This is a genomic window from Hominiventricola sp. (assembly GCF_057604405.1).
On record NZ_DBLYVB010000016.1, the window covers coordinates 1 to 25,411 of the forward strand.

Consider the following 25,411-nt stretch of genomic DNA (forward strand, 5'->3'; position numbering starts at 1 on the left):
AAGCGCAGTAATGCGTGAAGCTGACTGTTACTAATAGGTCGAGGGCTTAACCAAGAGGTTTAGGTGTAAGGTTTTGGAAAGAAAAAGTATTGACTGTATGCAGTTTTGAAGGCACATAGCTTTCATACGGCCCGGTGGCTCAGCTGGTTAGAGCGCCGCCCTGTCACGGCGGAGGTCGTGGGTTCGAACCCCATCCGGGTCGTTGAAACACGAAAGTGTTTCTTTTAAAATTTAATAAATGGGATCTTAGCTCAGCTGGGAGAGCATCTGCCTTACAAGCAGAGGGTCATAGGTTCGAGCCCTATAGGTCCCATTATGGATGGATTCCCGAGTGGCCAAAGGGGACAGACTGTAAATCTGCTGCAAATTGCTTCGGTGGTTCGAATCCACCTCCATCCATTTAGATTAAGTGAGTTATCCACTTAATCCACAAATTTTATAACGTCGCGGGGTGGAGCAGTCTGGAAGCTCGTCGGGCTCATAACCCGAAGGTCGTAGGTTCAAATCCTGCCCCCGCAATTTGAGTAAGCCATTTACTCGTATGCCCAGATAGCTCAGTTGGTAGAGCAGAGGACTGAAAATCCTCGTGTCGCTGGTTCGATTCCGGCTCTGGGCATTTTGTGTGTAAGCTTTATGCACAAAGGTATGGGATATTAGCTCAGTTGGTAGAGCACTTGACTTTTAATCAAGTTGTCCGGGGTTCGAATCCCCGATGTCTCATGAATTAGAACTCGTCTTTGTCAGCCGACAAAGACGAGTTTTTTTATTACGCGGATGACAAATAGGTGGAAATAGGGTAAAATAAAGAGGAATGGCAACGGAGGAGGGATCTCTATTATGGAAAAAAAGATTATTACAATTAGTAGACAATACGGAAGTGGTGGACGTTATGTAGGTCAGAAGCTTTCAGAGAAACTTGGAATTCCCTGCTACGATGAAAAATTAATTGATATGGTAGCTAAAGAGAGTGGATTTGCACAGGATTTTGTGGCAGAAAAAGGAGAGAGAATGACAGGCAGCCTGTTATTTAACATCGCAAGCAGCCTTTCCTATGCAAATAATATTTTATCCGGAAATGGAATGTCTCTGCAGGATGAGATTTATTTTATTCAGAACCGGATTATCAAAGATCTGGCAGAAAAAGGCTCCTGTGTGATTGTAGGCCGCTGTGCGGATTATATCCTGCGGGAACGCAAAGACGTACTAAACATTTTCATATATGCAGATATGGAGAGCAAAATGGAACGTGCGGTAACATACTTTGGTCTGGAAAAAGAAAATGTGTCTGCAATTCTGAAGAAAAAAGATAAAGCCCGTTCCAATCATTATAAATATTATACGGACCAGGAGTGGGGTATGGCTTCAAACTATGATCTGAGTCTGAACAGCGGTATCCTGGGCATTGATGGATGTGTGGAAATGATTGAAAAGGCATTAACGATTGCGAAATAAGTGAAGTAAGGAAGAGATTATGAGTACAACCAGAAAACCGATGAGGCTGGAGACGTGGATATTTGCGGCTGTTATGGTGGTACTGTTTGCCCTGTTTGCGTGGAGACAGTTTTTTGGATTTAATAAAAATGATGAGATTTTTTATATCAGTACCGTCTATCGGTTTTTTCAGGGTGATGCCATGCTGGTGGATGAGTGGAATAATGTACAGCTGTTTGCGTTGTTAATTTATCCGTTTTACAGTCTGATTCGGTTATTTCATCATTCCAATGCGGAAATGATCCTCATTTTTCGTATTGGTTATCTTCTGGTACATGGAGCAGCTGCAGCTTACTGTTATATCAGGCTGAAACGGTTTGGTTGGGTCCGGATTTTACCAGCATTGTTTTATTTTATGTCCACACCATATAATATCAACAGTCTTTCTTATAATACACTGGCATTTGGATTTGTACTGCTGACGTTGGTAACTCTGGCATCCGCAGAAAAGTGGACGATTGGAAATGCATTCTTGTGTGGTCTGTTTACCGCCTGCGCAGTTTTGGCGAATCCTTATGCAGTTGTTCTGTTTTTTATTTACGGAATTATTTGCGCAGCTATGTGGCTGCGGAAGCGAAAGCGGGGAGAAAGCCGGGAGAAGCTTCAAATTTTCGATATTCGAAGCTTTTTCTTCATGGGTATCGGTGCTTTCTGCATCTTTGTATTGTTTGTAATTTTTGTATTTTCCAGAGCAAATTTTTCTGAAATTATGGAAAGCTTTTCCTACATTGTTATGGATACGGAGAGAAAGAAACCGTTTCTGGAGAAATTTGCAAAATACTTTATCCGGATTCATCGGTATTATAAGGGCCAGGTTTATATAACTGCAATTCTTTTGATAGCCTGGGTGGTGGATCAGAAGAAGAAGCTTCCCCGCTGGTTGTATCTTACAGCGGAGATTGCTGCAGCAGTTCCTTATGTGGTACTTTATGGATTTTTTGGTTATAGTTCCGTTGTAGATGTGGTAGGTATTAATTATATTATGATTCCATTAAGTTTTCTTGGAATCATTGCCTATGTAACTACGGAAAAAAGAGATCAGCAGCTGTTCTGGTGCTGGTATGTGCCGGGGCTTTTTTATACACTTCTTGCACATTTTGCAACGGATACCGGAATATTGACGGTATCAGCAGCTTATATGATTCCATCAGCAGCTTCCATTTTACTGGTATGGAATGCAATTCGGGAACAGGACCATAATCTATGCAGGCAAGTGGTCAGAGAGTTGTTCTGCCTGCTGTTGTTCCTGCAGTTTACATCCTGTCTGTATTTGCGTATGGTTTACGTGTGGGGAGATGAGCATATGCCCTATCTGACCGCACAGCTGGAAGAAGGACCGCTGAAGGGAATCCATACGTCACAGGAAAATGAAATCCTGTATCAAAATGTGCTGGATGATATGAATGATCTTCAGCTTACGAAAGAGGACCGGTTGTTTGTAGTTGGAATTGCACCGTGGATGTATCTGAATACGGACGCAGAGTGTGCGGCCTATTCCACCTGGATGACACAGGAAACGGATCCTTTGATTCCGCTTTACTATAAACTGCATCCGGAAAAACTTCCGACGGTGATTTACTGTTATGAATATGACGAAAGCATTCTCGACACGGAGTTTGCCCAGTCATTTTTAGAGAAGGGATATGTTGTGGAAAACATGAGACGCGGAATTGTTCTGACAAACCGCTGAAGGGAAAGGAAAAAGACATGATTGATTTTAATGTACCGCCTTATATAGGCACAGAAATGAAATATATTGAGGAGGCTGTGGCAAAGAATCATAAGATCTGCGGTGACGGTCCGTTTACAAAACGCTGTAATGAATGGCTGGAGAAGAAGACAGGGACTGCAAAAGCGCTTCTGACGACTTCCTGTACCCATGCGACAGAGATGGCAGCACTGCTGGCGGATATCAAAGAAGGTGACGAGATTATTATGCCGTCTTACACTTTCGTATCAACGGCAGATGCATTTGTATTAAGAGGGGCTGTTCCGGTATTCGTAGATATCCGCCCGGATACTATGAATATCGATGAGAACAAGATCGAAGCAGCCATTACGGAGAAGACAAAGGCGATTGTCCCGGTTCATTATGCAGGTGTTTCCTGTGAGATGGATAAGATCATGGAGCTGGCAGAGAAATATCACCTGTTGGTCATTGAAGATGCCGCACAGGGAATCATGAGTACCTATAAGGGCAAAGCTCTGGGAACGATCGGTGATTATGGCTGCTTCTCCTTCCATGAGACAAAGAACTACAGTATGGGAGAGGGCGGTGCCCTTCTCATCAAGGATCCGGCTAATGTGGAACGTGCGGAGATTATCCGTGAGAAAGGTACCAACCGTGCAAAATTCTTCCGTGGACAGATTGATAAATATACCTGGGTGGATGCAGGATCTTCCTACCTGCCGGGTGATATGAATGCAGCTTATCTCATGGCACAGCTGGATGCTGCAGACGAGATATTTGATGACCGTATGAGAAGCTGGAATCTTTATTATGAACTTCTGAAACCGTTGGCAGATGCCGGAAAGATTGAACTTCCCTATATTCCGGAGCATTGTACACATAATGCCCATATGTTCTACATTAAAGCAAAAGACCTGGAAGAGCGTACGGCATTCATCAAATATCTGAAAGACAATGGAATTCAGGCAGTATTTCATTACATCCCACTTCACGGAGCACCGGCAGGACAAAAATTCGGCCGTTTCCATGGAGAGGATGTATATACGACCAAGGAGAGCGAACGTCTGACCAGACTGCCCATGTTCTATGGACTGAAAGAGGAACAGGTTCGTTATATTGCTTCCAAAGTTGTGGAATTCTACGAGCGTTAGTTAATAGAAGCTGAGAGGAAGATTATGAAAAAGATAGTGATCATCGGAGCCAATGACTTCCAGAACCAGTTAATCCTGAAAGCGAAAGAAATGGGATTTGAGACCCATGTTTTTGCATGGCAGGATGGTTCCATCGGAGAGCGGACAGCAGACTATTTTTATCCGGTCAGTATTGTGGAGATTGATGAGATTCTGGAAAAATGTAAAGAGATCAAACCGGACGCGGTGGCAACGATTGCATCGGATCTGGCAAATATTACGGTCAGCAAAGTAGCAGCAGGGCTGGGACTTCCGGGAAATACGCCGGAATGTATTGAGATTTCCACCAACAAATATGCCATGCGTTCCGCTTTTTTGAAAGCAGGTATTCCAACACCGGCTTTTTATAAAGTAGATCAGGTGCAGGATGAACTATATAAGATGAAGCTTCCGGTTATTGTAAAACCGACAGATCGTTCCGGAAGCCGTGCCATTACCAAGATTACGGATTTTAAGGATCTGGAAGGGGCAATTCAGGACGCGGTGGAGCAGTCTTTCGAGAAAAAGGCGATTGTGGAAGAATATATTGAGGGCAATGAGTACAGCTATGAGACGATTTCCTACCGGGGAAAACACACGAATCTGGCAGTGACCAAGAAATATACCACCGGAGCACCGCATTTTATTGAAACCGGGCACTGTGAGCCCAGTGATCTTTCTAAAGAGACGCTGGAAAAGGTGCATAAAACCATGTATGCGGCACTGGATGCACTGAAGATTACAGATGGTGCCTCTCATGGAGAGTTTAAGGTAACACCGGAAGGTGATATACGGATTATCGAGATTGGTTCCCGCATGGGCGGTGACTGTATTGGTTCAGATCTGGTGCCCCTGTCTACCGGATATGATTTCATGGAAATGGTGATTGACGTTGCCTGTGGAAAAGAACCGCAGATTGTCAGAAAGACAGAGCCGAAGGAGGCACGGATTCATTTCCTGTTCACCGAGGAAGATGTAGAGAAGATGCGGGCTTATGAAGAGGCCCATCCGGAAGACATCTACCGGATCAGTGAACTGGATATGAGTCATGCAGGACATGTATCTGACAGTTCCACAAGAATTGGTTATTATATTACAGTGAAAGATTTGAAACAGGGAGGTCTTTCATGACGGAACAGAAAACAGGAAATAGAGGTAAGATTCTGATATTGCTGGCTTTATCTTTGGTGATTCAGAGTCTGAGCTCTGTATTTATCAAATATGCGGGCATGTATGAGACCATGTCCAGAGAATTTATTATTTTCTATGCGCTGGCCATTGGCTGTCTCGGAGTCTATGCAATCATGTGGCAGTTCCTTCTGGAAATGATACCGTTGACCACAGCGTATCTGAGAAAAGGAATTCTCTATATATTAATTCTTTTCTGGTCAGTTCTTTTATTTAAAGAGCAGATCACGATCAACAACATTATTGGAAGTATCATTATTATTGTGGGGATCAGTCTGCATGGGATGGATGAACATTAGTTATGTGCTGGCATTTCTGGCGGTCTTTGTGGCATCCTTGTCACAGATTCTGCTGAAACAGTCAGCCGAAATGGAACATAAAAACTTTATTTTTAAATTTCTGAACTGGAGAGTGATCCTGGGATACGGACTCCTTTTCGGGACAACGATTCTGAATGTATTTGCCTACCGGGGTGTGGAATTAAAAGTAACGCCCATGATCGAATCCACAGGAATTATCTGGGTAACCATTCTGGCAGTCTTCCTGCTGGGAGAGCGCCCGACGAAAAGAGGAATTGCCTCTATTCTTGTTACGGTCATTGGCATTATCGTATTTTCTTTATAGACATGAGTAAATTAGCAGAGCAATTAAAAACATATGCGGATTCCGATTATCTTCCCATGCATATGCCGGGGCACAAACGGCGCATGGGGGATCTTGGAAATCCGTTTTTTATTGATATTACAGAAATTGACGGGTTTGATGATCTGCACCATGCAGAAGGTATTTTGCGGGAAGCGGAGAACCGGGCAGCGAATCTCTATGGATCAGAGGAGACCCATTTTCTTATTAACGGAAGTACCGGAGGAATTCTCTCGGCAGTTGCCGGCTGTGTGCCTCAGGGGGGAACCCTTCTCATGGCAAGAAACTGCCACAAATCCGTCTATCACGCGGCACTTCTTGGAAATTTAAAAACCCACTATATTTATCCACAACCGGCAGATCAAATGTTGATAAACGGTCCCATTCTCGCATCAGATGTGGAAAAAGAACTGAAACAGCATCAGGATATACAGGCGGTCTTTCTTACCTCACCTACTTATGACGGTGTCGTATCGGACGTGCGGGCCATTGCGGAAGTGGTACATAAGAAAAATCTTCCGCTTATTGTGGATGAAGCTCATGGGGCACATTTTCCATTTTCATCGTATTTTCCGGAGGACTCTATAAAAAGCGGAGCGGATGTGGTCATTCACAGTGTCCATAAAACACTGCCAAGCCTGACGCAGACGGCGCTGATTCATTTGAATGGAAATCTGGTGGATCGTCAGAAGCTCCGGTATTTTTTGTCTGTATATCAGACCAGCAGTCCTTCCTATGTGCTGATGGCGGGAATTGACCAGTGTATGGAATGGACGGCTTCTCATCTGGCAGAATTTGACGCTTTTGGAGAGAGGCTGGATCGATTCCGGGACAGAATACAGAATCTGCAGGCAGTAAAACTTCTGGAAGTGCCGGGTATGGACCGGTCGAAAATTCTGTTATCGGCAGCAGGAAGAGGCGTGACCGGACAGGATCTGGCAGAGCTGCTTCGCAAACGATGGAAGATAGAGATGGAGATGGCATGCAGCACCTATGCCTGTGCCATTACCACGGTAGCTGATCGGGAAGAAGATCTATGTCGGTTTGCAGAGGCGTTGGAAGAACTGGACCGGATACTGGAAACTTGTCCGGAACAAAGGCTGAAAGAACGGGAAATGGATACGGTGATCCCTACCGGACAGATCTTCAGGATTGCTCAGGCATTTCAGAGAGAAACCTGTGAGCGGGAAATCAAAAATGCAGAAGGCGCAGTAAGCGGAGGTTTTGTTATGCCCTATCCGCCGGGGGTTCCTTTGCTGGTGCCGGGAGAACGGATCAACCGGAAGGTATTGGACCGCCTGATGGTCTATCTGGAAGAAGGGCTGACCGTCTATGGTGTCCACAAGGGAAAAATAGAGTTATTGAAGGAATAAAAGGTTATGGGAAAAATCATATGTCTTATGGGAAAGAGTTCCACGGGCAAGGATACAATTTATAAAAGACTTCTGGAGGATCAGGAGCTTCATCTGAAAAAACTGATTCCCTATACTACCCGCCCGATCCGGGAAGGGGAGCAGGAAGGAATCGAATATCATTTTGTGGATGAAAAGCATCTGCAGAAGCTGGAAGAAGAAGGACGGATTGTGGAGCTGCGGGCCTACGATACGGTTTACGGCGTGTGGAAATATTTTACCGTCCGGGAAGAATCCATGGATCTGGAAAAAGAGTCCTATGCAGTGATTGGTACATTGGATTCCTGGAATGCCATGAAAGGGTATTTTGGGGAAGAGCATATGCTTCCGGTGTACGTGGAAGTGGAGGATGGAGAACGTTTAAGCAGGGCCCTTGCAAGAGAGCGGCAGCAGGCAGAACCCAAATATACGGAGCTTTGCAGAAGATTTCTGGCGGACACGGAAGATTTTTCAGAGAAACATCTGAAAGAAGCCGGAATTACGGAGAAATTTGAAAATCAGGATTTGGAAACATGCTTTGCACAGATAAAACTTTTCATTCAAAAAAGAGCCGGCATATGCTATAATGAGCGCAATGGATGTTAAGCAAGAGAGGTGAGACGATGGCTGGATTTGCAGATGTGTTGGGACATGAGCAGACAATTGCTCATATGAAAAAAGCGATCGAACTGGGCAAAGTATCGCATGCATATATTATCAACGGAGAAAAGGGATCCGGGAAGAAGCTTTTGGCGGGCATTTTCGCCCAGACCCTTCAGTGTGAGAAAAAAGGGACGGAACCTTGTATGCAGTGCCAGTCCTGCCATCAGGCAGTCAGTATGAATCAGCCGGATATCATCCGGGTGACCCATGAGAAGCCGAACACCATCAGTGTGGAAGATATCAGAGGGCAGCTCAATGGAGATATTCAGATTAAGCCCTACAGCAGCCCTTATAAGATTTATATTGTAGACGAAGCGGAGAAGTTATCACCTCAGGCTCAGAATGCCCTTCTGAAGACCATAGAGGAGCCGCCTGCCTATGCAGTGATTCTGTTGCTGACGACAAATACGGGCATGCTGCTCCCGACCATTTTGTCCAGATGCGTGGTGCTGGACTTAAAGCCGGTTGCGTCAGACAAGATTAAAAAATATCTGATGGAGGATCTGCAGATTCCGGATTATCAGGCAGATGTCTGCACAGCATTTGCCCAGGGAAATGTAGGAAAGGCAAGACGGCTGGCATTGTCGGATAATTTTACGGAAATGCTGGAGCATGCCATTCATCTGGTAAAATATATTTCTGAAATGGAAGTAAGTGATCTCATTGAAGATCTGAAAAAAATCGGTACCTATAAGATGGAGATCAACGATTATCTCGACCTTCTGATGGTGTGGTACCGGGATGTCCTGATGTTCAAGGCGACCCAGGACGCGGATAACCTGATTTTTACGGAGGAAATGAATGCGATCCGTGAGAAGGCGAAGGAAAGCTCTTATGAAGGGCTGGAATGCATTCTGAAGGCACTGGAGAAGGCAAAAATCCGTCTCAATGCCAACGTGAATTTTGATATGGTGATGGAGCTTCTGCTTCTGACCATGAAGGAGAACTGATATGGTAAAAGTAATCGGTGTGCGTTTTCGGCATGCAGGAAAGATTTATTATTTTTCCCCGGGAAAACTGAAAGTGAAAACGGGGGATTATGTCATCGTGGAGACGGCCAGAGGGCTGGAATACGGTTATGTAGTGATTGGAAATAAAGAAGTGGACGACAGCAAGGTGATACAGCCATTAAAACCGGTCATGCGGATGGCAACGGAGCAGGATACCAGACAGGCAGAGGAGAATAAAGAGAAAGAAAAAGAAGCTTTCAAAATCTGTCTGGAAAAGATCCGTAAACACAAGCTGGAAATGAAGCTCATTGATGTGGAATATACTTTTGATAATAATAAAGTGCTGTTTTATTTTACAGCAGACGGACGAATTGATTTCCGTGAGCTGGTAAAGGATCTGGCAGCTGTTTTCCGTACCAGAATCGAGCTTCGCCAGATCGGTGTCCGGGATGAAACCAAGATTCTGGGAGGCATCGGTATCTGCGGAAGACCGTTATGCTGCCATACCCATCAGTCAGAGTTCCTGCCGGTATCCATCAAGATGGCGAAAGAGCAGAATCTGTCTTTGAACCCGACCAAGATCTCCGGTGTCTGCGGTCGTCTCATGTGTTGTCTGAAGCATGAGCAGGAGACCTATGAGGATCTGAACAGCCGCCTTCCGGGCATTGGGGATTATGTAACGGCCCAGGACGGAAGCAAGGGGGAAGTAAGCTCTGTCAATGTGCTTCGCCAGCTGGTAAAAGTCATTGTTACCCTGCCAAATGAAGAAAAAGAAATCCGGGAATATCCGGTAGAAGAACTCCGGTTCAAACCGCGCCGAAGAAAAGAGAAGAGCGGAAAGAATAAAGGTGCGGAGGATAAGAATGATAAGGCACTAAGGGAGCTGGAAGCACTGGATCGCAAGGAAGGAAAAGCAAAACCCCATGACAAACAGTAAAGGGACATTGTATCTGTGCGCCACACCGATCGGCAATCTGGAAGATATGACCTTCCGGGCCGTGCGGATTCTGAAAGAAGTGGATGTGATCGCAGCGGAGGATACACGGAACAGTGTGAAGCTTCTGAATCACTTTGATATCCACACGCCCATGACCAGCTACCATGAATTCAATAAGATCGATAAAGGCCAGTATCTGGTAAAGCGTCTGCTGGAGGGGGAAAATATCGCCCTGATCACAGATGCCGGAATGCCCGGGATCTCCGATCCGGGGGAAGAATTGGTCCGTATGTGCCGGGATGCGGGAGTGCCCGTGACGGCAGTGCCGGGAGCCTGTGCCTGTGTGACAGCGCTGGTCATCTCCGGACGGCCTACCAGACGGTTCTGCTTTGAAGCATTTTTACCAACCGATAAAAAGGAGCGCCGGGCTGTTCTGGAAGAACTGAAGACAGAGACCCGCACCAGTATCATCTATGAAGCTCCCCACCGCCTTGTGAAGACACTTCAGGAGCTTTTGAATGAGCTTGGAGACCGGAACATCACTGTCTGCAAGGAACTGACCAAAAAGCATGAGACCGGCTTTGAGACGACGCTTAAGGAGGCTGTTCCTTATTATGAACAGAATGAACCAAGAGGAGAATATGTCCTTGTACTGGAAGGCTGTTCCAGACAGCAGATGGAGCAGGAAGCCCAGGATGCATGGAAGGAAATGTCCCTTGGTGATCATATGAAACTATATGAAGAGCAGGGAATGAACCGGAAGGATGCCATGAAGCAGGTGGCAAAAGACCGGGGAGTCGGTAAACGGGAGATCTATCAGGCACTTCTTGAGGAAGAGTAATCTGAAAGGACGGCGGGATCAATGAAAAATTTTCTGGAAAAACATGTGAAGCAGTATGACATTGGAATAGCAGTTGTCATGCTGCTTACTTTTTTATGCTGCATGTTTCAACCTATGTATGCGGCAAACCGTGCGCTGACCGATCAGATGTGGCAGCAGCCGGAGGGAACGAATGCGAAAATAAAAATTATCAAGATTGATGAAAAGACGTTGAGTGAGCTGGGGCAGTATAATACCTGGACAAGGGAGATCCCGGCGCGGCTGGTGGAAATTTTGAGCCAGGATCCGGAAAATGCGCCTGCCGTCATCTCGTTCGATATTCTGTATATCAATGAGATGGACAAGGAGGGAGATGAACGGTTTGCGGAAGCCTGCAGACAGGCAGGAAATGTCATTACTGCCACGAACCTGGTTTATCAGGCAACCACAAAGCAGGATGCAAATGGGGATTACTATGTGGATCCCCTTCATATTACCATGATGGAGGAATCCTATCCGGCACTTCGTGAGGTGACCGGAGATGCCTTTGCCAATACGGTGCAGGATGAGGATGGATATATCCGTCAGGCCATTGCCTGGGCGAATGTGGGTTCTGAAAAGATCTACAGTCTGGCTTATGCCACCTATGCGGCTTACATGGAAAAAATGGGAGAAGACTGCTATCAGCCCAAAGTCTATGCCAACCATGAGTTTGAATTTGACTATTCCGGACGGAGCGGAGAGTATGAAAACGTCTCTCTGTGCGATGTCTTAAATGAAACCATTGATCCGAGAGTCTTTAAGGACTGCATTGTTTTCGTCGGAGCTTATGCGCCGGGAATGCAGGATTCTTTCCACGTGGCAGTACAGCGGAAGACCCAGATGTACGGTGTGGAAATCCATGCAAACATTGTAGATGCGCTGCTGAAGGAGAAGACAGCAGTTCCGGTCAACAAATGGCTGCTGGCAGTACTGATGGCACTGGTCGCAGGCCTTTGCAGCCGGTTTATCTGGAAAAGCAAAATCTGGGCAGCCGGCATTCTGACAACCGTGATTATGGTGGCGGAATTTGCTGTGGGAACGCTGCTGTATCGAAACGGATATGTGATGCCCCTTATCTATCTGCCTCTTATTCTGAGTGTAGTCTATGTATTTTATGTGGTATCCGGTTATCTGGTGGGGGAGAAAAAGCGCTGGGAGATTATGCGTGCATTTAAAAAATATGTGGCGCCCCAGATCGTGGATGAGGTGTCCAAAGGCGGTGAGTTCCAGATCAGTCTGGGTGGCGAGCGGAGAGAGATTGCAGCCATGTTCGTGGATATCCGCGGATTTACCTCCCTCTCAGAGAATCTGGAACCAGAGGAGGTGGTGGAGATTCTGAATGAATATCTGAATCTGACTACCCATGCCATCTTCAAAAATGGCGGCACACTGGATAAATTTATCGGAGATGCCACCATGGCGGTCTTCAATGCCCCCTTCGATCTTGACGACTATATTTACCGGGCAGTCTGTACAGCAAGAGACATCGTAGCGGGAGCGCAGGATCTGGAAGACCGGATGGAAAAGCGCTTTCATAAGAAAGTTAATTTTGGAATCGGTATCAGCTGCGGTCCTGCCGTCGTTGGCAACGTGGGATGTGATTTCCGGATGGACTATACGGCCATCGGAGATACGGTCAATACAGCATCCCGGCTGGAAGGAAAGGCAATGGCAAGGGAAATTCTTATCAGTGAGCAGGTCTATGAAGCACTGAAAGACCGTATCCGCGTCACGGAAAAAGGCATGATCCCGCTGAAAGGTAAGGCGAAGGAAATCTGTGTTTACAGTGTGGAGGAAGTATTGTAGAAATCAGGACTTTTTATCATCTATTTTAATTGCGAAAAGAAGCGTTCTATATTAAGCTAAATATGTTGGTATTTATGCACAATAAAAGGCGTAATGAGGGTAGATAAATGAAAAAAAGAATGATAAAGCTGATGACGATTTTCTGCATGGCAGGAATTCTGACGGTAAATCCGGCCATCATCGGACTGGCGGAAGAAGCAGAAGCTGTGGGGGCAGATGTTTCGGAAGGTACGGAAGAAGAACCAGCGTCTGAGGATGTGATAGAAGAACTGGAAGCAGAGACAGATGTACAGGGGCAGAATGAAAGTAATAGTGAACCGGCTACAGATGTTAATTATGTAAAGAAAGTAATCTGGAATTATAATAATTGTGTTGAGGGTGGAATAACAACTTCAAAAGAGGATAAAGAGAACTTTAAAGTAGGTGGAAGCATATCGTTTCCAGTAATTTTAGATAAAGAGGTTAGAAACGGCTATGAATTTATTGGTTGGTATAAAGATGGTGAGTTAGTTCAGAGTTCAAAAGAAGAATCTTATAAAATTAAGGAAGAGGATATCGGAAAAGAGCTTACATTTATAGCAGGCTGGCGGCAGACGGTATCCGCAGCGATAGATAGTGAAGAATATATTCCTATGGAGGGGAAAGAAGCTCCATCAAAAACAGAAGTAACCTATCAGTTTCCGAATATCAGTGAGACAACAGATATAAAGTCGTTTACCTTTGCAAACAAGTGGATGATCAATGACAAAGGACCTTTTGAAGCTGGAACGACTTTTACACTGGAATTTGGAGATACCTACGGGGAATGTATTTATAATGTATATGTCAATGAGACATATGGAATAGAAGCAAATAAAGCAGAATTAAAACTGGATTCCTGTTTAAAACCTACGAATGATCAACATGCAGTATTGGTAGCTAATCAGTCCGATTATACGATAGAGAGAGACTGTGGCGGAGATGTCCTTGAAAGTATCGACTCTAAAACAAAAGCGTATGTAGGAACAATAGAGGACTCCCTTACTTTTTACGAACAAAAATCTGGAGCTACTTTTTCGAAGACGCTTAAGGATATTTTAGAGCAGAAGACCATTAAGTATATAAAGCCAGAGGATGGTAGCAGCCATTATGTGGAATGCAATGTACTTACCATAAAGAATAGTGATATTGTCAGAACCGTGAATATAACGTATAAAGATCAATATCAAGACACTAAGACATTCTTTACTTTCAATAATGAAAAAGCCAATTCTTGCACCTATTCAGAAAATATTTATCCGGGTGTAAAGGAAAAGACATGGGATAAAGTCTTAAATGAAACTATTCAGGCAAACCGAGATAAATATAAGTTTGTCGGATGGAAGTATTTTCTGAATGGAAAGGAATACACACTAGAAGAGTTAAGAAAAAAGAACATTGATTTTTATACGGATGAGGGAACATCCTTAGTTGTACAACCAGTATGGGAAGGAGCCTATTCTTATGAGGTGGATCCTGTTATTATGGATGAAGGAATCAAGATTCCAGATAGCGGATCTGCGATTGTAGGGGACTCAATCGAACTTCCTAGGTTGGATGATATCAGGGGAAAATACACCTTTGCAGGTTGGTGTAGTTCCGAAGATCAGAAGATTTACCAGGCTGGATTTTCTTATCCGATCAAGGAAGCAGAAACGGTATTTACGGCTCAATGGAATCCCGTTTCTCATAAGATTACGTTTGTCGATGGAACCAGTGAGGACACAACTACTGCAGAATATGGATCCGATTATGAATGGAACCGCCTGCCGAAAAAAGAAGGCTATACGTTCCAGGGATGGAAATCAAAAGAATGGAATGAAGTATATCCGGCTTTAGGGGAACTTACAGTTCCAGCGTATGATCTGACATTTACTGCCCAGTGGAAGATTAATTCCCATCAAGTGAAGTACGATGGCAATGGAGGTACAAAAGTTCCAGGTAGCCAGCAGGTAGATTATAATAGCAAGGTAACGCTATCAGGAGAAGCCAGTCGAGATGGCTATACTTTTGTGGGATGGGAAAGAATTTCTACAGGAGAAGTACTTTCAAGTGGCCATTCATTTGTGATGCCGGATATGGATGAAACGCTTAAAGCAAAATGGAAAGTTGCACACTCAAAAATTTCAGGAAAAGGATCCTTCTATTTGGTAAGTGAACAATCATATACCATGGGATCTGGAGTCAAAGTGCAGGGTGACAGCAGCAATTATTCTGAAAATATAACGTTCTATGTACCGCAAAGCGGTTATTACACGTTTGAATAATCAGGGGAGAAGACATCAGAATGAATACTTGGAAAAAATACAGTAAAGTTGTCATCGGAGTTTTGATTTTAGCAGCCCTTTCTATTGGCTGTGGAAGTACGAAAGAAGAAAGCTACAGAATGATTAAAGTCATGTCTGTGGATGGAACCGTAACCGTGGAAAGAGAAAGTGTGGGAACACTGGATGCCTATGCAGACATGAAATTGGAAAATGGAGATAAACTTTCCGTAGAAGCAAATTCTAGTCTGGTATTGAACCTGGATGATGATAAATACGCCATGTTGGAATCAGGAACAAGACTGACACTGGAGGCAAGTGGAACCAAAGAAACAAGTAGAACAACCATTCATCTGCAAGATGGAGCGGTAGTTAATTATTTAACACAAAAATTAAACGAAGATTCTAGTTACGAGGTAACAGTGCCGAACTCCACCATGGCGGTGCGTGGAACCGTATTTCGGGTAGAAGTTACCTATGATGAAAATGGAGATTCTTATACGAAGGTGCAGGTGTTCCATGGCGTAGTTGGTTCGAGACTGATTTTCCCAGATGGATCTATCAGTGAGAAAGAAGTTAGTCTGCAGCCAGGAAAAGAAGTATTGATTCATGGAGATACGATACTTTCGGAGTATATGATTGATGAAGGTCATGACATTGATTATTCCGAATTATCTTTGGAAACGTTAAAGATGTTGAAAGAATGCATTCATCTTGGTGCGGGGCTGTCCATCAGAGAAGAAGAGTGTGATGAGCTGATTGCAAAGCTGGAAGCTCCAGAGGATGAGCCGGAGGAAGAACCGGAAGAAGCAGTTGAAGAAGAGGAAGTTGTTGTAGAACCGGAGATTCCGGTGGAAGAGGTGGTAGAAAAAGTGGTGGAGGAACAAGCACCAGAAGAAGTAACAGAGACATCTCCGGAAGATACTTCTGAAAATACGTCTTCATCCAGCAGCAGTACGAAAAAAGAAACAAAAACATATACGGTTACGTTCAAAACGCCTTCAGGTGATGTGTTCTGTACACAATCCGTAAAAGAAGGAAAGACGGCATCGAAGCCTACCCTTCAGCCGAGCGCATCCGGCAGCTGGAATTATGACTTTACAAAGGCAGTGACGGAAAATATAATAATTAAATGGTCCGCACAGTAACGGGAGTATAGGATAAATGAAAAAAAACGGTGATTCTGTCAGAGACTGGGCGGGAAAGATCTTCCGCCGGTTTCTGAGTAGGACATCTTTGATGGTGACGCTGGGTGTCCTGGGACTTTACCTTATATGCTGTCTGTTCTACTGGTATGCGGAATTTGGCGGACCAAAGGGAACAGCCTTTTACAATGTGCTTCTGTGGAATACGGCAACGCTGTTCGGACAGGATTATGCCGATCATTATCCGGAATCCGTAGGCGGCCGGTTACTCGGAATTGTTGTATTGCTGATCAGCATGTTTGGTGTATCTGCAGTTACCGGTTATATTTCTTCGTATCTGATTGAACGCCGGGCAAATTCCGTGAGAGGATTCAAGAAATTGCAGAGTTTAAGAAATCATATTATTATCTGTGGATGGAAAAATAATCAGAAGGGTTTAATTCTGGATATTAAACGAAAGAATAAAGAGCTTAAGCTCTCGGATATGGTGTTAATCAATAACCGGGACGAAGAGCAGATCCGTTTTTTCCTGGCAGATGAAGAGCTTCGGGGAATTCAGTATGTACATGGCGATTTTTCCGAAGAAGATGTTTTAAAAAGAGCCAATGCAAAATATGCATCCAAGGCTCTTATTCTGGGGGAGGAAGATGACGATCTGACCCCGGAACTTATTGATTCCAGAGTGTTTGCAGCCATGCTGATGTTAAAAGGCATGAATCCGAAAATACATATCTGTGCCCAGGTGCAGACAAAGAAATATAAGAACTACCTGGAATCCAATAAGTGTGATGAAGTAATTTATTCCGAAGAATATACCAGGTATATTCTTTCGACGGCCACTCTTTATAATGGAATGGCAAAGGTATTATCTTCTTTATTTGATAATGGAGATGGCATCAGTGTCCAGATTTTCGATCTGGATGAGTCGTGGCATGGAAAAACATTTGCGGAAGTATCCAGATATTATAAAGAACACGGGCATATTATGGTACTTGGAGTTCTGGAAAATATGGGTGCGGAGTATGAGTTAAAACATTCGGTACTGGCCGAAGCACAGAAATCCACCGACTACACACAGATCGTCCAGCGCCTGAAGGATGTAAAATCAATGGAAAGGAATGCACCATTTTTAAATCCACCGGATGATTACATTTTAAAGGAGTATACCGGACTGGTGGTACTGGGAGATGAGATCTGATGAAGGAAAAAGAAAAATTAATTGAAGAATTAAAACAGTTTCCGATGCTTGCACAGATAACAGATGCGGATATGGAGGATCTTCTGCTTCTTTTGAAGAGAGAAGATTTTCCGGAAGGAAGCCGGATTATTAATGAAAATGAAGAGGGAGACTGCATGTACCTTCTTCTGGAAGGACAGGTGGATGTTCTGAAGACCACTCTCTATGGAGAGGAATACGTCTGTGCGAAGCTGAACGACAGTATGCACTGTGTCTTCGGTGAGATTGCCATGATAGACCGTGACCGTCGTTCAGCTACCGTACTTGCAACTACAGATTGTCGGACTGCAGTGCTTTCAAGCGAAGATTTCCGGGCATTTTGTGAGAAACATCCGCAGGCAGGCTGCCGTTTGCTGATGGTTATCTCAGCGAACCTGTGCAGAAATCTTCGTAAGGAGAATGAAAATCTTCTGAAAGTATACAGTGCGCTCGTAGATGAGATTGAAAATGACAGATAAAAAAAGACTGTATGAGATCATACCGGACAGCTCCAACATCAGACGGAGCCTGGATCTCGCAGAGAAGTACGGAGCTGTATTTGAATATAATGATTTTATGCTGCCCGGATACCTGGATGACAGAGCGGAATGCAGACGTAAGCTGATTTTTTATAAGAGCCTGGGGCGGGACTGTTCCAATGATACACTTCATGGAGCATTTATTGACATCAGTGTGCATAGTGAGGATTCACTGATCAGGAAGGTATCCAGATTCCGGGTTCGGCAGTCCATGGAGATCGCTCAGGAGATGGGTGTCCGTGGGGTGGTATTTCATACAGGACTGCTTGCCAGTTTTAATGACGAAAAATACCGGGAAAGCTGGCTGGAAGCCAATGTGGAATTCTGGACAGACATACTGGAGGAATATAAGAATCAGTCTGTCTATATGGAAAATATGTTTGACTGGAACAGTAGGGAATTAGTCCAGCTGACAAAAGCAATGCGGAACAGTGACCGGTTTGGAATCTGTTTTGACTATGCCCATGCAGCGGTATTTGGGCAGGAAGATTCTCCGGAAATCTGGTTTCAGGAGACTGCTCCATATATTCGTCACATGCACATTAATGATAATGATTTAGTAAAAGATATGCATCTTCCACTGGGAGATGGTATAATTAACTGGAATCGTTTTTTTAACCTGATGGAGGAGTATCAGGTAGGGGCATCGGTGCTTCTTGAAATGACCGGTTGGGAGAAACAGTTAAGATCACTGGAGTATCTGGAATCGAAGGGATTTTTGAAATAAAGAGGAATCACGGAGGAACTCTATGGAAATAGAATTAAAACCAGGAGAGCGTCTGGATGATCTCCAAAGAAACGGTTATCGGATCATTCAGGATCCGGGCCGTTTTTGTTTTGGAATGGATGCGGTGCTGCTCTCCGGATTTGCAAAAGTAAAGCCGGGAGAACGGGTCGTGGATCTGGGAACCGGAACGGGAATCATTCCGATCCTGCTGGAAGCAAGGACAAAGGGAGCTTCCTTTACCGGATTGGAGATCCAGCCGGAGAGCGCTGATATGGCGAGAAGAAGCGTGCTCTTCAATGAACTGCAGGATAGGGTACATATAGTGGATGGAGACATTAAGGAGGCGGTTCAGATCTTTGGAGCAGCCTCCTGTCATGTAGTGACCAGTAATCCGCCCTACATGACGGAGCATCACGGACTGCAGAATCCGGATCAGCCAAAGGCCATTGCCCGCCATGAGGTTTTATGTACCCTTCATGATGTGGTAAGCCAGGCAGCAGGACTTCTGATGCCCGGTGGAAGATTTTATATGGTACACCGGCCCTTCCGGCTGGCGGAGATTATGACGGAATTGTGCGGCTGCGGACTGGAACCGAAACGGATGCGGCTTGCATATCCATTTGTTGACCGGGAACCCAATATGGTGCTTATAGAAGCAATTAAAGGTGGAAAATCAAGAATCACGGTGGAAAAGCCGTTGATTATTTATAAAGAGCCGGGAAAATATACGGATGAAATTTACGAAGTGTATGGATATTGAATGTAAAGAAGGCGAAATGAGTGACAGAACAAAAACATGATTTTGGTACGGGAAGTGTAGAAAGGAATATTATCAATATGGCAGTTCCCATGACTGTGGCGCAGGTGCTGAACCTTTTGTACAATCTGGTAGACCGGATGTATATCGGACACATTCCGGGAGCCAGCTCCCTGGCACTGACCGGAGTTGGCATTACCTTTCCGGTTATCAGTATGATTACGGCTTTTGCAAGTCTCTATGGAATGGGCGGCGCACCGCTTTGCTCTATGGCCAGAGGTAAGAAAGACTACGAGAAAGCCCGGCGGATCATGCAGGATGCGTTCTGGATGCTGGTCATTACCGGAATCTTACTGACCATTGTGGGATTTCTGATAGAACGGCCGCTTTTGTATGGGCTGGGTGCCAGCGATGTGACCTATCCGTATGCAAGCGCTTATCTGAAGATTTATTTTATCGGCAATCTGTTCGTTATGATTGGCCTGGGCATGAATCCCTTTGTCAATGCCCAGGGATTCGGAACCATAGGAATGATTACCGTGGGTCTGGGTGCAGTCATTAATATTGTGCTGGATCCATTGTTTATCTTTGTGTTTCATTTAGGAGTGCAGGGTGCAGCAGCTGCAACGGTACTTTCCCAGCTGGCATCTGCTATCTGGGTAGTGCTGTTTCTTATGGGTAAAAAGCCTATGCTTCGCCTGTCCCTTCGGTGGCAGATGCCGGACTGGAATCTGGTGCGACAGATTGTGACGCTTGGAATGGCTAATTTTATTGTAAACTTTACTAATAGCCTGGTGCAGGTGGTATGTAACCGTCAGCTGCAGGTCTATGGCGGAGATTTGTATGTGGGGGTTATGACGGTGCTTACTTCTGTCAGGGATGTGGCAACCATGGTGGTTCATGGAATTACCAGTGGAGCACAGCCGGTGATCAGCTTTAATTATGGCGCGGGATTAAAGGCCAGAGTGAAACGGGGTATCCGTTTTATGACGGTGGTCTGCATTGTTTATACCTGTATTGTATGGGTGTTGACTCTGGCATTTCCGGAAGTGTTTATCTCTATGTTTAACGCGGAACCGGATCTGGTGGCAGCAGCTGTTCCGTCCATGCACCTTTATTTCTTTGGATTTTGTTTTATGGCGCTGCAGTTTGCAGGACAGAGCACCTTCCAGGCACTGGGAGAGGCCAGATATGCCATTACCTTTTCTATTTTTCGAAAGGTGGTCATTGTGGTGCCGCTGACGATCCTGCTTCCGCTTATTCCGGCTTTGGGGCTGAAGGGTGTCTTTATCGCAGAACCCATTTCCAATGTGGTAGGAGGATGTGCGTGCTTCTTTACCATGCTGGCAGTGGTCTGGTTTAAAAAGTTAAAGGAGCAGACAGCATGAAGATCATAGCTCATATTCATACGGATTTTCCGGACAAATTTGGCATTCCCCGGCAGAGCGGTCTTGTAAAGGGACTGGTCGGACAGATTGTATTTGAGGCGGAATACCGGAATCCGGAGATTGTAAAAGGAATCGATGAATTTACCCATATCTGGCTGTTGTGGAAATTTTCCGAGTCCAGGAAAGAGCACTGGTCGGCGACGGTAAAGCCGCCAAGATTAGGCGGAAAGGTGAGAAAAGGTGTGTTTGCAACCAGATCTCCCTTTCGCCCCAATGATATCGGCCTTTCCTGTGTGCGGCTGACCAAAGTGGAGCTGGATGAAAAGAGAGGGCCTGTGCTGACGGTAGAGGGGGCGGATCTGATGGACGGAACGCCGATCTATGATATTAAGCCTTATATTCCGCTATCGGACTGTCATCCGGAAGCTTCGGAAGGATATACAAAAGAGACGAGAGTCCATGAGCTGGAAGTGCATTTCCCGGAAGAACTGCTTCAGATCTATCCGGAAGAAAAACGGGAAACGGTAATCGGTGTGCTGGCCCAGGATCCAAGACCTGCCTATGTGCAGGATCCGGACCGGATCTATGGAGTCTCCTTTGCTGGATATGATGTAAAGTTCAAGGTGGAAAACGACATTCTGACGGTGCAGAATGTGGAAAAGATCCAGATAAAATGAATAATGAAGTGGATTATCCCGTAGATTGTATAGAAAACAGCTGCGGGAGTTTTTTATGAATTTACTTTGGGCAGGTATGATGCTGGCAGCGGTGGTCTATGGGGCGCTTCATGGGACGATGCCGCAGGTGACTCAGGCAGCCATTGATTCTTCAAAGGAGGCGGTCATGCTTTGTATTACCATGCTGGGGATTCTGTCCTTCTGGATGGGACTGATGGAGATTGGAAGCGAGGCGGGACTGATCCATGGACTGACAATGAAAATGAGACCGTTTCTTCACTGGCTGTTTCCGGGAATTCCTGAAGGTCATCCGGCCATGGATGCCATCTCCACGAACTGTATTGCCAATGTACTGGGACTTGGCTGGGCGGCCACGCCGGCGGGATTAAAGGCTATGGAGGAGCTATCGCAGCTGGAAGGGGACCGGAGAAAAAAACATCTTCCGGGGGCAGTCCCGGAAGGCACCGCCAGCCAGGAGATGTGTATCTTTCTGGTATTTAATATTTCGTCCCTGCAGCTGATTCCGGTCAATATGATTGCTTATCGGAGCCAGTATGGCAGTGTTCATCCGGCCGCGGTGGTGGGACCGGCAATTCTGGCGACACTTATCAGCACGGGAGCAGGGGTTCTGTTCTGTAAATGGAAGACGCGAAGAAATCTTGCATAAAAATGGCTGCAACTTTTTGTGAAATCTGTTGATTGACAGAAAAAACTATCTTTGATATGCTTTGTAAAGCAAAGAAAATAAAGACGGATTGTTACTGGTAATGCAGGCTAAACCAACGAAGAGAGAGCGGAAGCGTTCTTTCTTTAGTTGGTTTTTTTAATTTCAGGGGGAATGTGATGAAAATTACCAAACTGGTGAACAATAATATTGTGACATCGGAGGATATGCAGGGACGAGAGATCATCGTTATGGGCCGGGGGCTTGGATTTGGAAAGAAATCCGGCATGGAAATCGATGTGGGAAAGATTGAGAAAGTGTTCCGTCTTAGTTCCGAAGGAGAAAATCAGAAGCTGGTGGATATGATACAGGATATTCCAATTGAGCATATCACGGCAGCAGACCGGATCATTGATTATGCAAAGTCCATGTTGGGAGAGAAACTAAAAGATACCATTTATCTTTCCCTCATTGATCATATTAACGGAGCCATCGAACGGCAGAAAAACCAGATTGCATTTACCAATCCGCTGATGTGGGAGATCAAACAATATTATCCGTCAGAGTTTTCGGTGGGTGTGCAGAGCCTGAGCATTTTGAAAAATATTCTGGGGATTACCCTTCCGGTGGATGAGGCAGCATTTATTGCTCTTCATTTTATTACATCGGAGTATGATACCAAAATGGATGTGACATTTGATATTCCAAAGCTTATCGATGACATTGTGGCTATCCTGGAGTTGGAATTTGAAATTCAGATTGATAAAGCTTCGATTCATTATGAGCGGTTTATCACTCATCTGAAATTCTTCGCGGCCCGGGTGCTGCAGGCAAAGCAGATTCCGGAAGAAGGAGATTTTCTTTTCCGATCCATGATCCGGGACCAGTATAAAGAAAGCTATGAATGTGCGAAGAAAATAAAGCAGCACATAGAGGAAGCTTATGGGATAGAAATCAGTGAAGAGGAAGTTGTGTATTTAACCGTGCATATTAAACGGATTACTATGAAAAACGAATAGGGAGAGAGGATAAGATGAAAGATCAGATTTTTGGTGTGTTACAGAAGGTAGGGCGCTCCTTTATGCTGCCCATTGCAGTTCTGCCGGTGGCAGGTCTCCTGCTTGGTATCGGAAGTTCCTTTACCAATGCGACTATGATTGAAACTTATGGATTACAGGCAATTTTGGGAGAGGGAACATTTTTAAATATGTTTCTTCTGGTCTTAAGCAAAGCGGGAAGTGCATTATTTGATAACCTTCCGTTAATCTTTGCAGTTGGCTGTGCCATTGGTATGGCATCCAGGGAAAAGGAAGTAGCGGCATTATCTGCGGTTATTGCATATTTTGCAATGAATGCTTCCATCAATGCCATGCTTCTTAATACCGGAAAAATTCTGGAAGATGGAAGTATTGCAGAAGAGGTACTCTCCGGAACCATTGCAAGCTCTGTAGGTATCCAGACACTGCAGATGGGTGTTTTTGGAGGAATTTTAGTAGGCCTTGGTGTGGCAGTGCTTCACAATCGTTTCCATACCATTGAACTTCCAAGTGCCCTTGCCTTTTTCAGCGGCAGCCGATTTGTACCGATTATCAGCACCGTGGTCTATACGTTTGTGGGAATTTTAATGTTCTTTGTATGGCCGACGGTACAGACCGGAATCTACGCTCTTGGCGGATTGGTAACGGGTACCGGATATTTCGGAACTCTGATCTTTGGTATTATTAAAAGAGCATTGATTCCTTTCGGACTCCATCATGTATTTTATCTTCCTTTCTGGCAGACAGGAGTGGGCGGATCCATGGAAGTGGCGGGCAAGATGATCGAGGGCGGTCAGAACATTTTCTTTGCACAGCTGGCAGATCCTTCTACCACACATTTCAGCGCGGATGCGTGCCGGTATTTCTCCGGAGAGTTTATTTTTATGATTTTCGGTCTTCCGGGTGCGGCGCTGGCCATGTATCAGACTGCAAAACCGGAAAAGAAAAAACAGGCAGGCGGTCTTTTACTTTCTGCAGCACTGGCTTGTATGGCAACGGGAATTACGGAGCCGCTGGAGTTTTCCTTCCTGTTTGTTGCACCGATGCTGTTTGCCGTTCAGGTCATTCTGGCAGGTGCCGCTTATATGATTGCCCATATGTTAAATATTGCCGTGGGACTTACATTTTCCGGCGGACTTCTTGATTTCTTCCTGTTTGGTATTATGCAGGGAAATGCAAAGACAAGCTGGATGCGTGTGATTCCGGTGGGAATCATTTATTTCCTGCTTTATTATTTTATTTTCCGGTTCCTGATTGTGAAATTCAATCTGAAAACACCAGGAAGAGAAGATGATACAGAGACAAAGCTGTATACCAAGGCAGATTATAAAGCAGCAAAAAATTCTGGTGTAAAAGGTGGGGAGACATCAGCCCTTATTGTGGCCGGACTTGGAGGAAAAGCAAATATTGCAGAAGTAGACTGTTGTGCAACCAGGCTGCGCTGTACCATCGTGGATCCGGAAAGGGTATGCCAGCCGCTGTTAAAACAGAGCGGCTCCAGAGGTGTAATTCTGAAAGGAAAAGGAATTCAGGTCATTTATGGACCGCAGGTAGCGGTTCTGAAAACAAATCTGGAGGCATTTCTTCTGACACCGGAAGCAGATGCAATTAAAACAGAAGACTTTCTGGGGCAGGAGAAGGCAGAAGAGACGGCAGTAAAAGAATCAGCAGCAGAGACAGAACCTTCCGCGTCCGGAAAGAATCAGGAAATTGCAACTCCTATTACGGGAAAGGTGATTCCCCTCTCTGAAGTACCTGATGCAGTATTTTCTTCTGAAATGCTGGGAAAAGGCTTCGGTGTGGAGCCGGAAGAGGGAAAAGCTTATGCTCCGGTAAATGGCGAGGTAACGACGGTATTTGATACCCTGCATGCCATTGGACTTTTAGGAGAAGATGGTGTGGAATTATTGATCCACATTGGTATGGATACGGTAAAACTGAACGGAAAAGGCTTCGATGTCAAAGTAAAGGCAGGAGATCATGTCAAAGCAGGAGATCTCTTAGTAGAATTTAATATGGATCTGATCCAAAAGGAAGGCTATCCGGTGACAACCGCTGTGGTAGTAACCAACACGGATGGATATAAAGAGGTGACTCTTTCTAAAAATGGAAAAGCAGAGCATGGAGAACATGTACTCACAGTAACCGTATAAAAAGACAGGCAGAAATGAAAAAATCATTTCTGCCTGA

At 45.0% G+C, this 25,411-nt stretch carries 23 protein-coding genes and 6 tRNA genes; all 29 read left to right on the top strand.

The genetic code is table 11. The annotated features are described in order from the left end of the window. Positions 1-128: 128 nt before the first annotated feature. A tRNA-Asp gene (locus tag ACZMB2_RS10065) sits at positions 129-202 on the top strand. Positions 203-240: 38 nt separating this feature from the next. Then, a tRNA-Val gene (locus ACZMB2_RS10070) sits at positions 241-313 on the top strand. Positions 314-317: 4 nt separating this feature from the next. Further along, positions 318-399, top strand: a tRNA-Tyr gene (locus ACZMB2_RS10075). Positions 400-445: 46 nt separating this feature from the next. Further along, positions 446-519: transfer RNA gene (locus ACZMB2_RS10080), tRNA-Met, on the top strand. A 24-nt stretch (positions 520-543) separates the two neighbouring features. After that, a tRNA-Phe gene (locus tag ACZMB2_RS10085) sits at positions 544-616 on the top strand. 31 nt (positions 617-647) lie between these two features. Further along, positions 648-720: transfer RNA gene (locus ACZMB2_RS10090), tRNA-Lys, on the top strand. 117 nt (positions 721-837) lie between these two features. Beyond that, the gene (locus ACZMB2_RS10095) at positions 838-1,452 is read left to right on the top strand and encodes a cytidylate kinase-like family protein (protein ID WP_487596652.1); all 615 of its coding nucleotides are present in this window, start codon (positions 838-840) and stop codon (positions 1,450-1,452) included. A gap of 19 nt (positions 1,453-1,471) precedes the next feature. Continuing rightward, entirely contained in the window at positions 1,472-3,181 is a 1,710-nt protein-coding gene (locus tag ACZMB2_RS10100) for a glycosyltransferase family protein (RefSeq protein ID WP_487596653.1), read from the top strand. Between the two features lie 17 nt (positions 3,182-3,198). Beyond that, positions 3,199-4,332, top strand: coding sequence for a dTDP-4-amino-4,6-dideoxygalactose transaminase (gene rffA, locus ACZMB2_RS10105; protein WP_487596654.1), 1,134 nt, complete (start codon positions 3,199-3,201; stop codon positions 4,330-4,332). 24 nt (positions 4,333-4,356) lie between these two features. Then, positions 4,357-5,481, top strand: a complete 1,125-nt coding sequence (locus ACZMB2_RS10110) for an ATP-grasp domain-containing protein (protein ID WP_487596655.1) — start codon at positions 4,357-4,359, stop codon at positions 5,479-5,481. Next, entirely contained in the window at positions 5,478-5,837 is a 360-nt protein-coding gene (locus ACZMB2_RS10115) for a hypothetical protein (protein ID WP_487596656.1), read from the top strand. Before ACZMB2_RS10110 ends, ACZMB2_RS10115 begins: the two co-directional genes overlap by 4 nt. Next, complete coding sequence (locus ACZMB2_RS10120; protein WP_487596657.1) at positions 5,818-6,162, top strand: DMT family transporter; 345 nt, start codon at positions 5,818-5,820, stop codon at positions 6,160-6,162. The genes ACZMB2_RS10115 and ACZMB2_RS10120 overlap by 20 nt, the downstream gene beginning before the upstream one ends. A gap of 2 nt (positions 6,163-6,164) precedes the next feature. Next, complete coding sequence (locus ACZMB2_RS10125; protein ID WP_487596658.1) at positions 6,165-7,553, top strand: aminotransferase class I/II-fold pyridoxal phosphate-dependent enzyme; 1,389 nt, start codon at positions 6,165-6,167, stop codon at positions 7,551-7,553. A gap of 6 nt (positions 7,554-7,559) precedes the next feature. Then, complete coding sequence (locus tag ACZMB2_RS10130; RefSeq protein ID WP_487596659.1) at positions 7,560-8,177, top strand: nucleoside/nucleotide kinase family protein; 618 nt, start codon at positions 7,560-7,562, stop codon at positions 8,175-8,177. A 17-nt stretch (positions 8,178-8,194) separates the two neighbouring features. Beyond that, a complete protein-coding gene (locus ACZMB2_RS10135) occupies positions 8,195-9,184 on the top strand; it encodes a DNA polymerase III subunit (protein ID WP_487596703.1) in 990 nt (329 codons plus the stop codon). Position 9,185: 1 nt separating this feature from the next. After that, on the top strand, positions 9,186-10,121 hold the full coding sequence (locus ACZMB2_RS10140; RefSeq protein WP_487596660.1) for a PSP1 domain-containing protein: 936 nt from the start codon (positions 9,186-9,188) through the stop codon (positions 10,119-10,121). Continuing rightward, the gene (gene rsmI / locus ACZMB2_RS10145) at positions 10,108-10,962 is read left to right on the top strand and encodes a 16S rRNA (cytidine(1402)-2'-O)-methyltransferase (RefSeq protein ID WP_487596661.1); all 855 of its coding nucleotides are present in this window, start codon (positions 10,108-10,110) and stop codon (positions 10,960-10,962) included. The genes ACZMB2_RS10140 and rsmI overlap by 14 nt, the downstream gene beginning before the upstream one ends. A 21-nt stretch (positions 10,963-10,983) precedes the next feature. Continuing rightward, positions 10,984-12,789 carry a CHASE2 domain-containing protein gene (locus tag ACZMB2_RS10150; protein WP_487596662.1) on the top strand — a complete coding sequence of 602 codons (1,806 nt, stop codon included), beginning with the start codon at positions 10,984-10,986 and terminating at the stop codon, positions 12,787-12,789. Positions 12,790-12,896: 107 nt separating this feature from the next. Continuing rightward, positions 12,897-15,074: an InlB B-repeat-containing protein gene (locus tag ACZMB2_RS10155; protein WP_487596663.1), complete on the top strand. Its 2,178-nt coding sequence runs from the start codon at positions 12,897-12,899 to the stop codon at positions 15,072-15,074. Positions 15,075-15,094: 20 nt separating this feature from the next. Next, positions 15,095-16,219 carry a FecR family protein gene (locus ACZMB2_RS10160; protein ID WP_487596664.1) on the top strand — a complete coding sequence of 375 codons (1,125 nt, stop codon included), beginning with the start codon at positions 15,095-15,097 and terminating at the stop codon, positions 16,217-16,219. Positions 16,220-16,235: 16 nt separating this feature from the next. Next, a complete protein-coding gene (locus ACZMB2_RS10165) occupies positions 16,236-17,414 on the top strand; it encodes a TrkA-related ion transporter (protein ID WP_487596665.1) in 1,179 nt (392 codons plus the stop codon). Next, positions 17,414-17,911: a cyclic nucleotide-binding domain-containing protein gene (locus tag ACZMB2_RS10170; protein WP_487596666.1), complete on the top strand. Its 498-nt coding sequence runs from the start codon at positions 17,414-17,416 to the stop codon at positions 17,909-17,911. The genes ACZMB2_RS10165 and ACZMB2_RS10170 overlap by 1 nt, the downstream gene beginning before the upstream one ends. After that, complete coding sequence (locus ACZMB2_RS10175; protein ID WP_487596667.1) at positions 17,901-18,698, top strand: sugar phosphate isomerase/epimerase family protein; 798 nt, start codon at positions 17,901-17,903, stop codon at positions 18,696-18,698. Before ACZMB2_RS10170 ends, ACZMB2_RS10175 begins: the two co-directional genes overlap by 11 nt. A gap of 22 nt (positions 18,699-18,720) precedes the next feature. Next, positions 18,721-19,458 (top strand): tRNA1(Val) (adenine(37)-N6)-methyltransferase, encoded by a 738-nt coding sequence (locus tag ACZMB2_RS10180; protein WP_487596668.1) that lies wholly within the window; start codon positions 18,721-18,723, stop codon positions 19,456-19,458. A gap of 20 nt (positions 19,459-19,478) precedes the next feature. Next, positions 19,479-20,843 (top strand): MATE family efflux transporter, encoded by a 1,365-nt coding sequence (locus ACZMB2_RS10185; protein ID WP_487596669.1) that lies wholly within the window; start codon positions 19,479-19,481, stop codon positions 20,841-20,843. Further along, positions 20,840-21,520 (top strand): tRNA (N6-threonylcarbamoyladenosine(37)-N6)-methyltransferase TrmO, encoded by a 681-nt coding sequence (tsaA, locus tag ACZMB2_RS10190; protein ID WP_487596670.1) that lies wholly within the window; start codon positions 20,840-20,842, stop codon positions 21,518-21,520. The genes ACZMB2_RS10185 and tsaA overlap by 4 nt, the downstream gene beginning before the upstream one ends. A gap of 55 nt (positions 21,521-21,575) precedes the next feature. After that, positions 21,576-22,187 (top strand): nucleoside recognition protein, encoded by a 612-nt coding sequence (locus ACZMB2_RS10195; RefSeq protein WP_487596671.1) that lies wholly within the window; start codon positions 21,576-21,578, stop codon positions 22,185-22,187. Between the two features lie 176 nt (positions 22,188-22,363). Further along, entirely contained in the window at positions 22,364-23,203 is an 840-nt protein-coding gene (licT, locus tag ACZMB2_RS10200) for a BglG family transcription antiterminator LicT (protein WP_487596672.1), read from the top strand. Positions 23,204-23,217: 14 nt separating this feature from the next. Then, positions 23,218-25,374 (top strand): PTS sugar transporter subunit IIABC, encoded by a 2,157-nt coding sequence (locus tag ACZMB2_RS10205; RefSeq protein WP_487596673.1) that lies wholly within the window; start codon positions 23,218-23,220, stop codon positions 25,372-25,374. The last annotated feature ends 37 nt before the right edge of the window (positions 25,375-25,411 follow it).

Bases quoted from the DNA above. Each gene is read 5' to 3' on its own strand.
- ACZMB2_RS10095 (WP_487596652.1), top strand. From the start codon at position 838: ATGGAAAAAAAGATTATTACAATTAGTAGACAATACGGAAGTGGTGGA.
- ACZMB2_RS10100 (WP_487596653.1), top strand. From the start codon at position 1,472: ATGAGTACAACCAGAAAACCGATGAGGCTGGAGACGTGGATATTTGCG.
- rffA (WP_487596654.1), top strand. From the start codon at position 3,199: ATGATTGATTTTAATGTACCGCCTTATATAGGCACAGAAATGAAATAT.
- ACZMB2_RS10110 (WP_487596655.1), top strand. From the start codon at position 4,357: ATGAAAAAGATAGTGATCATCGGAGCCAATGACTTCCAGAACCAGTTA.
- ACZMB2_RS10115 (WP_487596656.1), top strand. From the start codon at position 5,478: ATGACGGAACAGAAAACAGGAAATAGAGGTAAGATTCTGATATTGCTG.
- ACZMB2_RS10120 (WP_487596657.1), top strand. From the start codon at position 5,818: ATGGGATGGATGAACATTAGTTATGTGCTGGCATTTCTGGCGGTCTTT.
- ACZMB2_RS10125 (WP_487596658.1), top strand. From the start codon at position 6,165: ATGAGTAAATTAGCAGAGCAATTAAAAACATATGCGGATTCCGATTAT.
- ACZMB2_RS10130 (WP_487596659.1), top strand. From the start codon at position 7,560: ATGGGAAAAATCATATGTCTTATGGGAAAGAGTTCCACGGGCAAGGAT.
- ACZMB2_RS10135 (WP_487596703.1), top strand. From the start codon at position 8,195: ATGGCTGGATTTGCAGATGTGTTGGGACATGAGCAGACAATTGCTCAT.
- ACZMB2_RS10140 (WP_487596660.1), top strand. From the start codon at position 9,186: ATGGTAAAAGTAATCGGTGTGCGTTTTCGGCATGCAGGAAAGATTTAT.
- rsmI (WP_487596661.1), top strand. From the start codon at position 10,108: ATGACAAACAGTAAAGGGACATTGTATCTGTGCGCCACACCGATCGGC.
- ACZMB2_RS10150 (WP_487596662.1), top strand. From the start codon at position 10,984: ATGAAAAATTTTCTGGAAAAACATGTGAAGCAGTATGACATTGGAATA.
- ACZMB2_RS10155 (WP_487596663.1), top strand. From the start codon at position 12,897: ATGAAAAAAAGAATGATAAAGCTGATGACGATTTTCTGCATGGCAGGA.
- ACZMB2_RS10160 (WP_487596664.1), top strand. From the start codon at position 15,095: ATGAATACTTGGAAAAAATACAGTAAAGTTGTCATCGGAGTTTTGATT.
- ACZMB2_RS10165 (WP_487596665.1), top strand. From the start codon at position 16,236: ATGAAAAAAAACGGTGATTCTGTCAGAGACTGGGCGGGAAAGATCTTC.
- ACZMB2_RS10170 (WP_487596666.1), top strand. From the start codon at position 17,414: ATGAAGGAAAAAGAAAAATTAATTGAAGAATTAAAACAGTTTCCGATG.
- ACZMB2_RS10175 (WP_487596667.1), top strand. From the start codon at position 17,901: ATGACAGATAAAAAAAGACTGTATGAGATCATACCGGACAGCTCCAAC.
- ACZMB2_RS10180 (WP_487596668.1), top strand. From the start codon at position 18,721: ATGGAAATAGAATTAAAACCAGGAGAGCGTCTGGATGATCTCCAAAGA.
- tsaA (WP_487596670.1), top strand. From the start codon at position 20,840: ATGAAGATCATAGCTCATATTCATACGGATTTTCCGGACAAATTTGGC.
- ACZMB2_RS10195 (WP_487596671.1), top strand. From the start codon at position 21,576: ATGAATTTACTTTGGGCAGGTATGATGCTGGCAGCGGTGGTCTATGGG.
- licT (WP_487596672.1), top strand. From the start codon at position 22,364: ATGAAAATTACCAAACTGGTGAACAATAATATTGTGACATCGGAGGAT.
- ACZMB2_RS10205 (WP_487596673.1), top strand. From the start codon at position 23,218: ATGAAAGATCAGATTTTTGGTGTGTTACAGAAGGTAGGGCGCTCCTTT.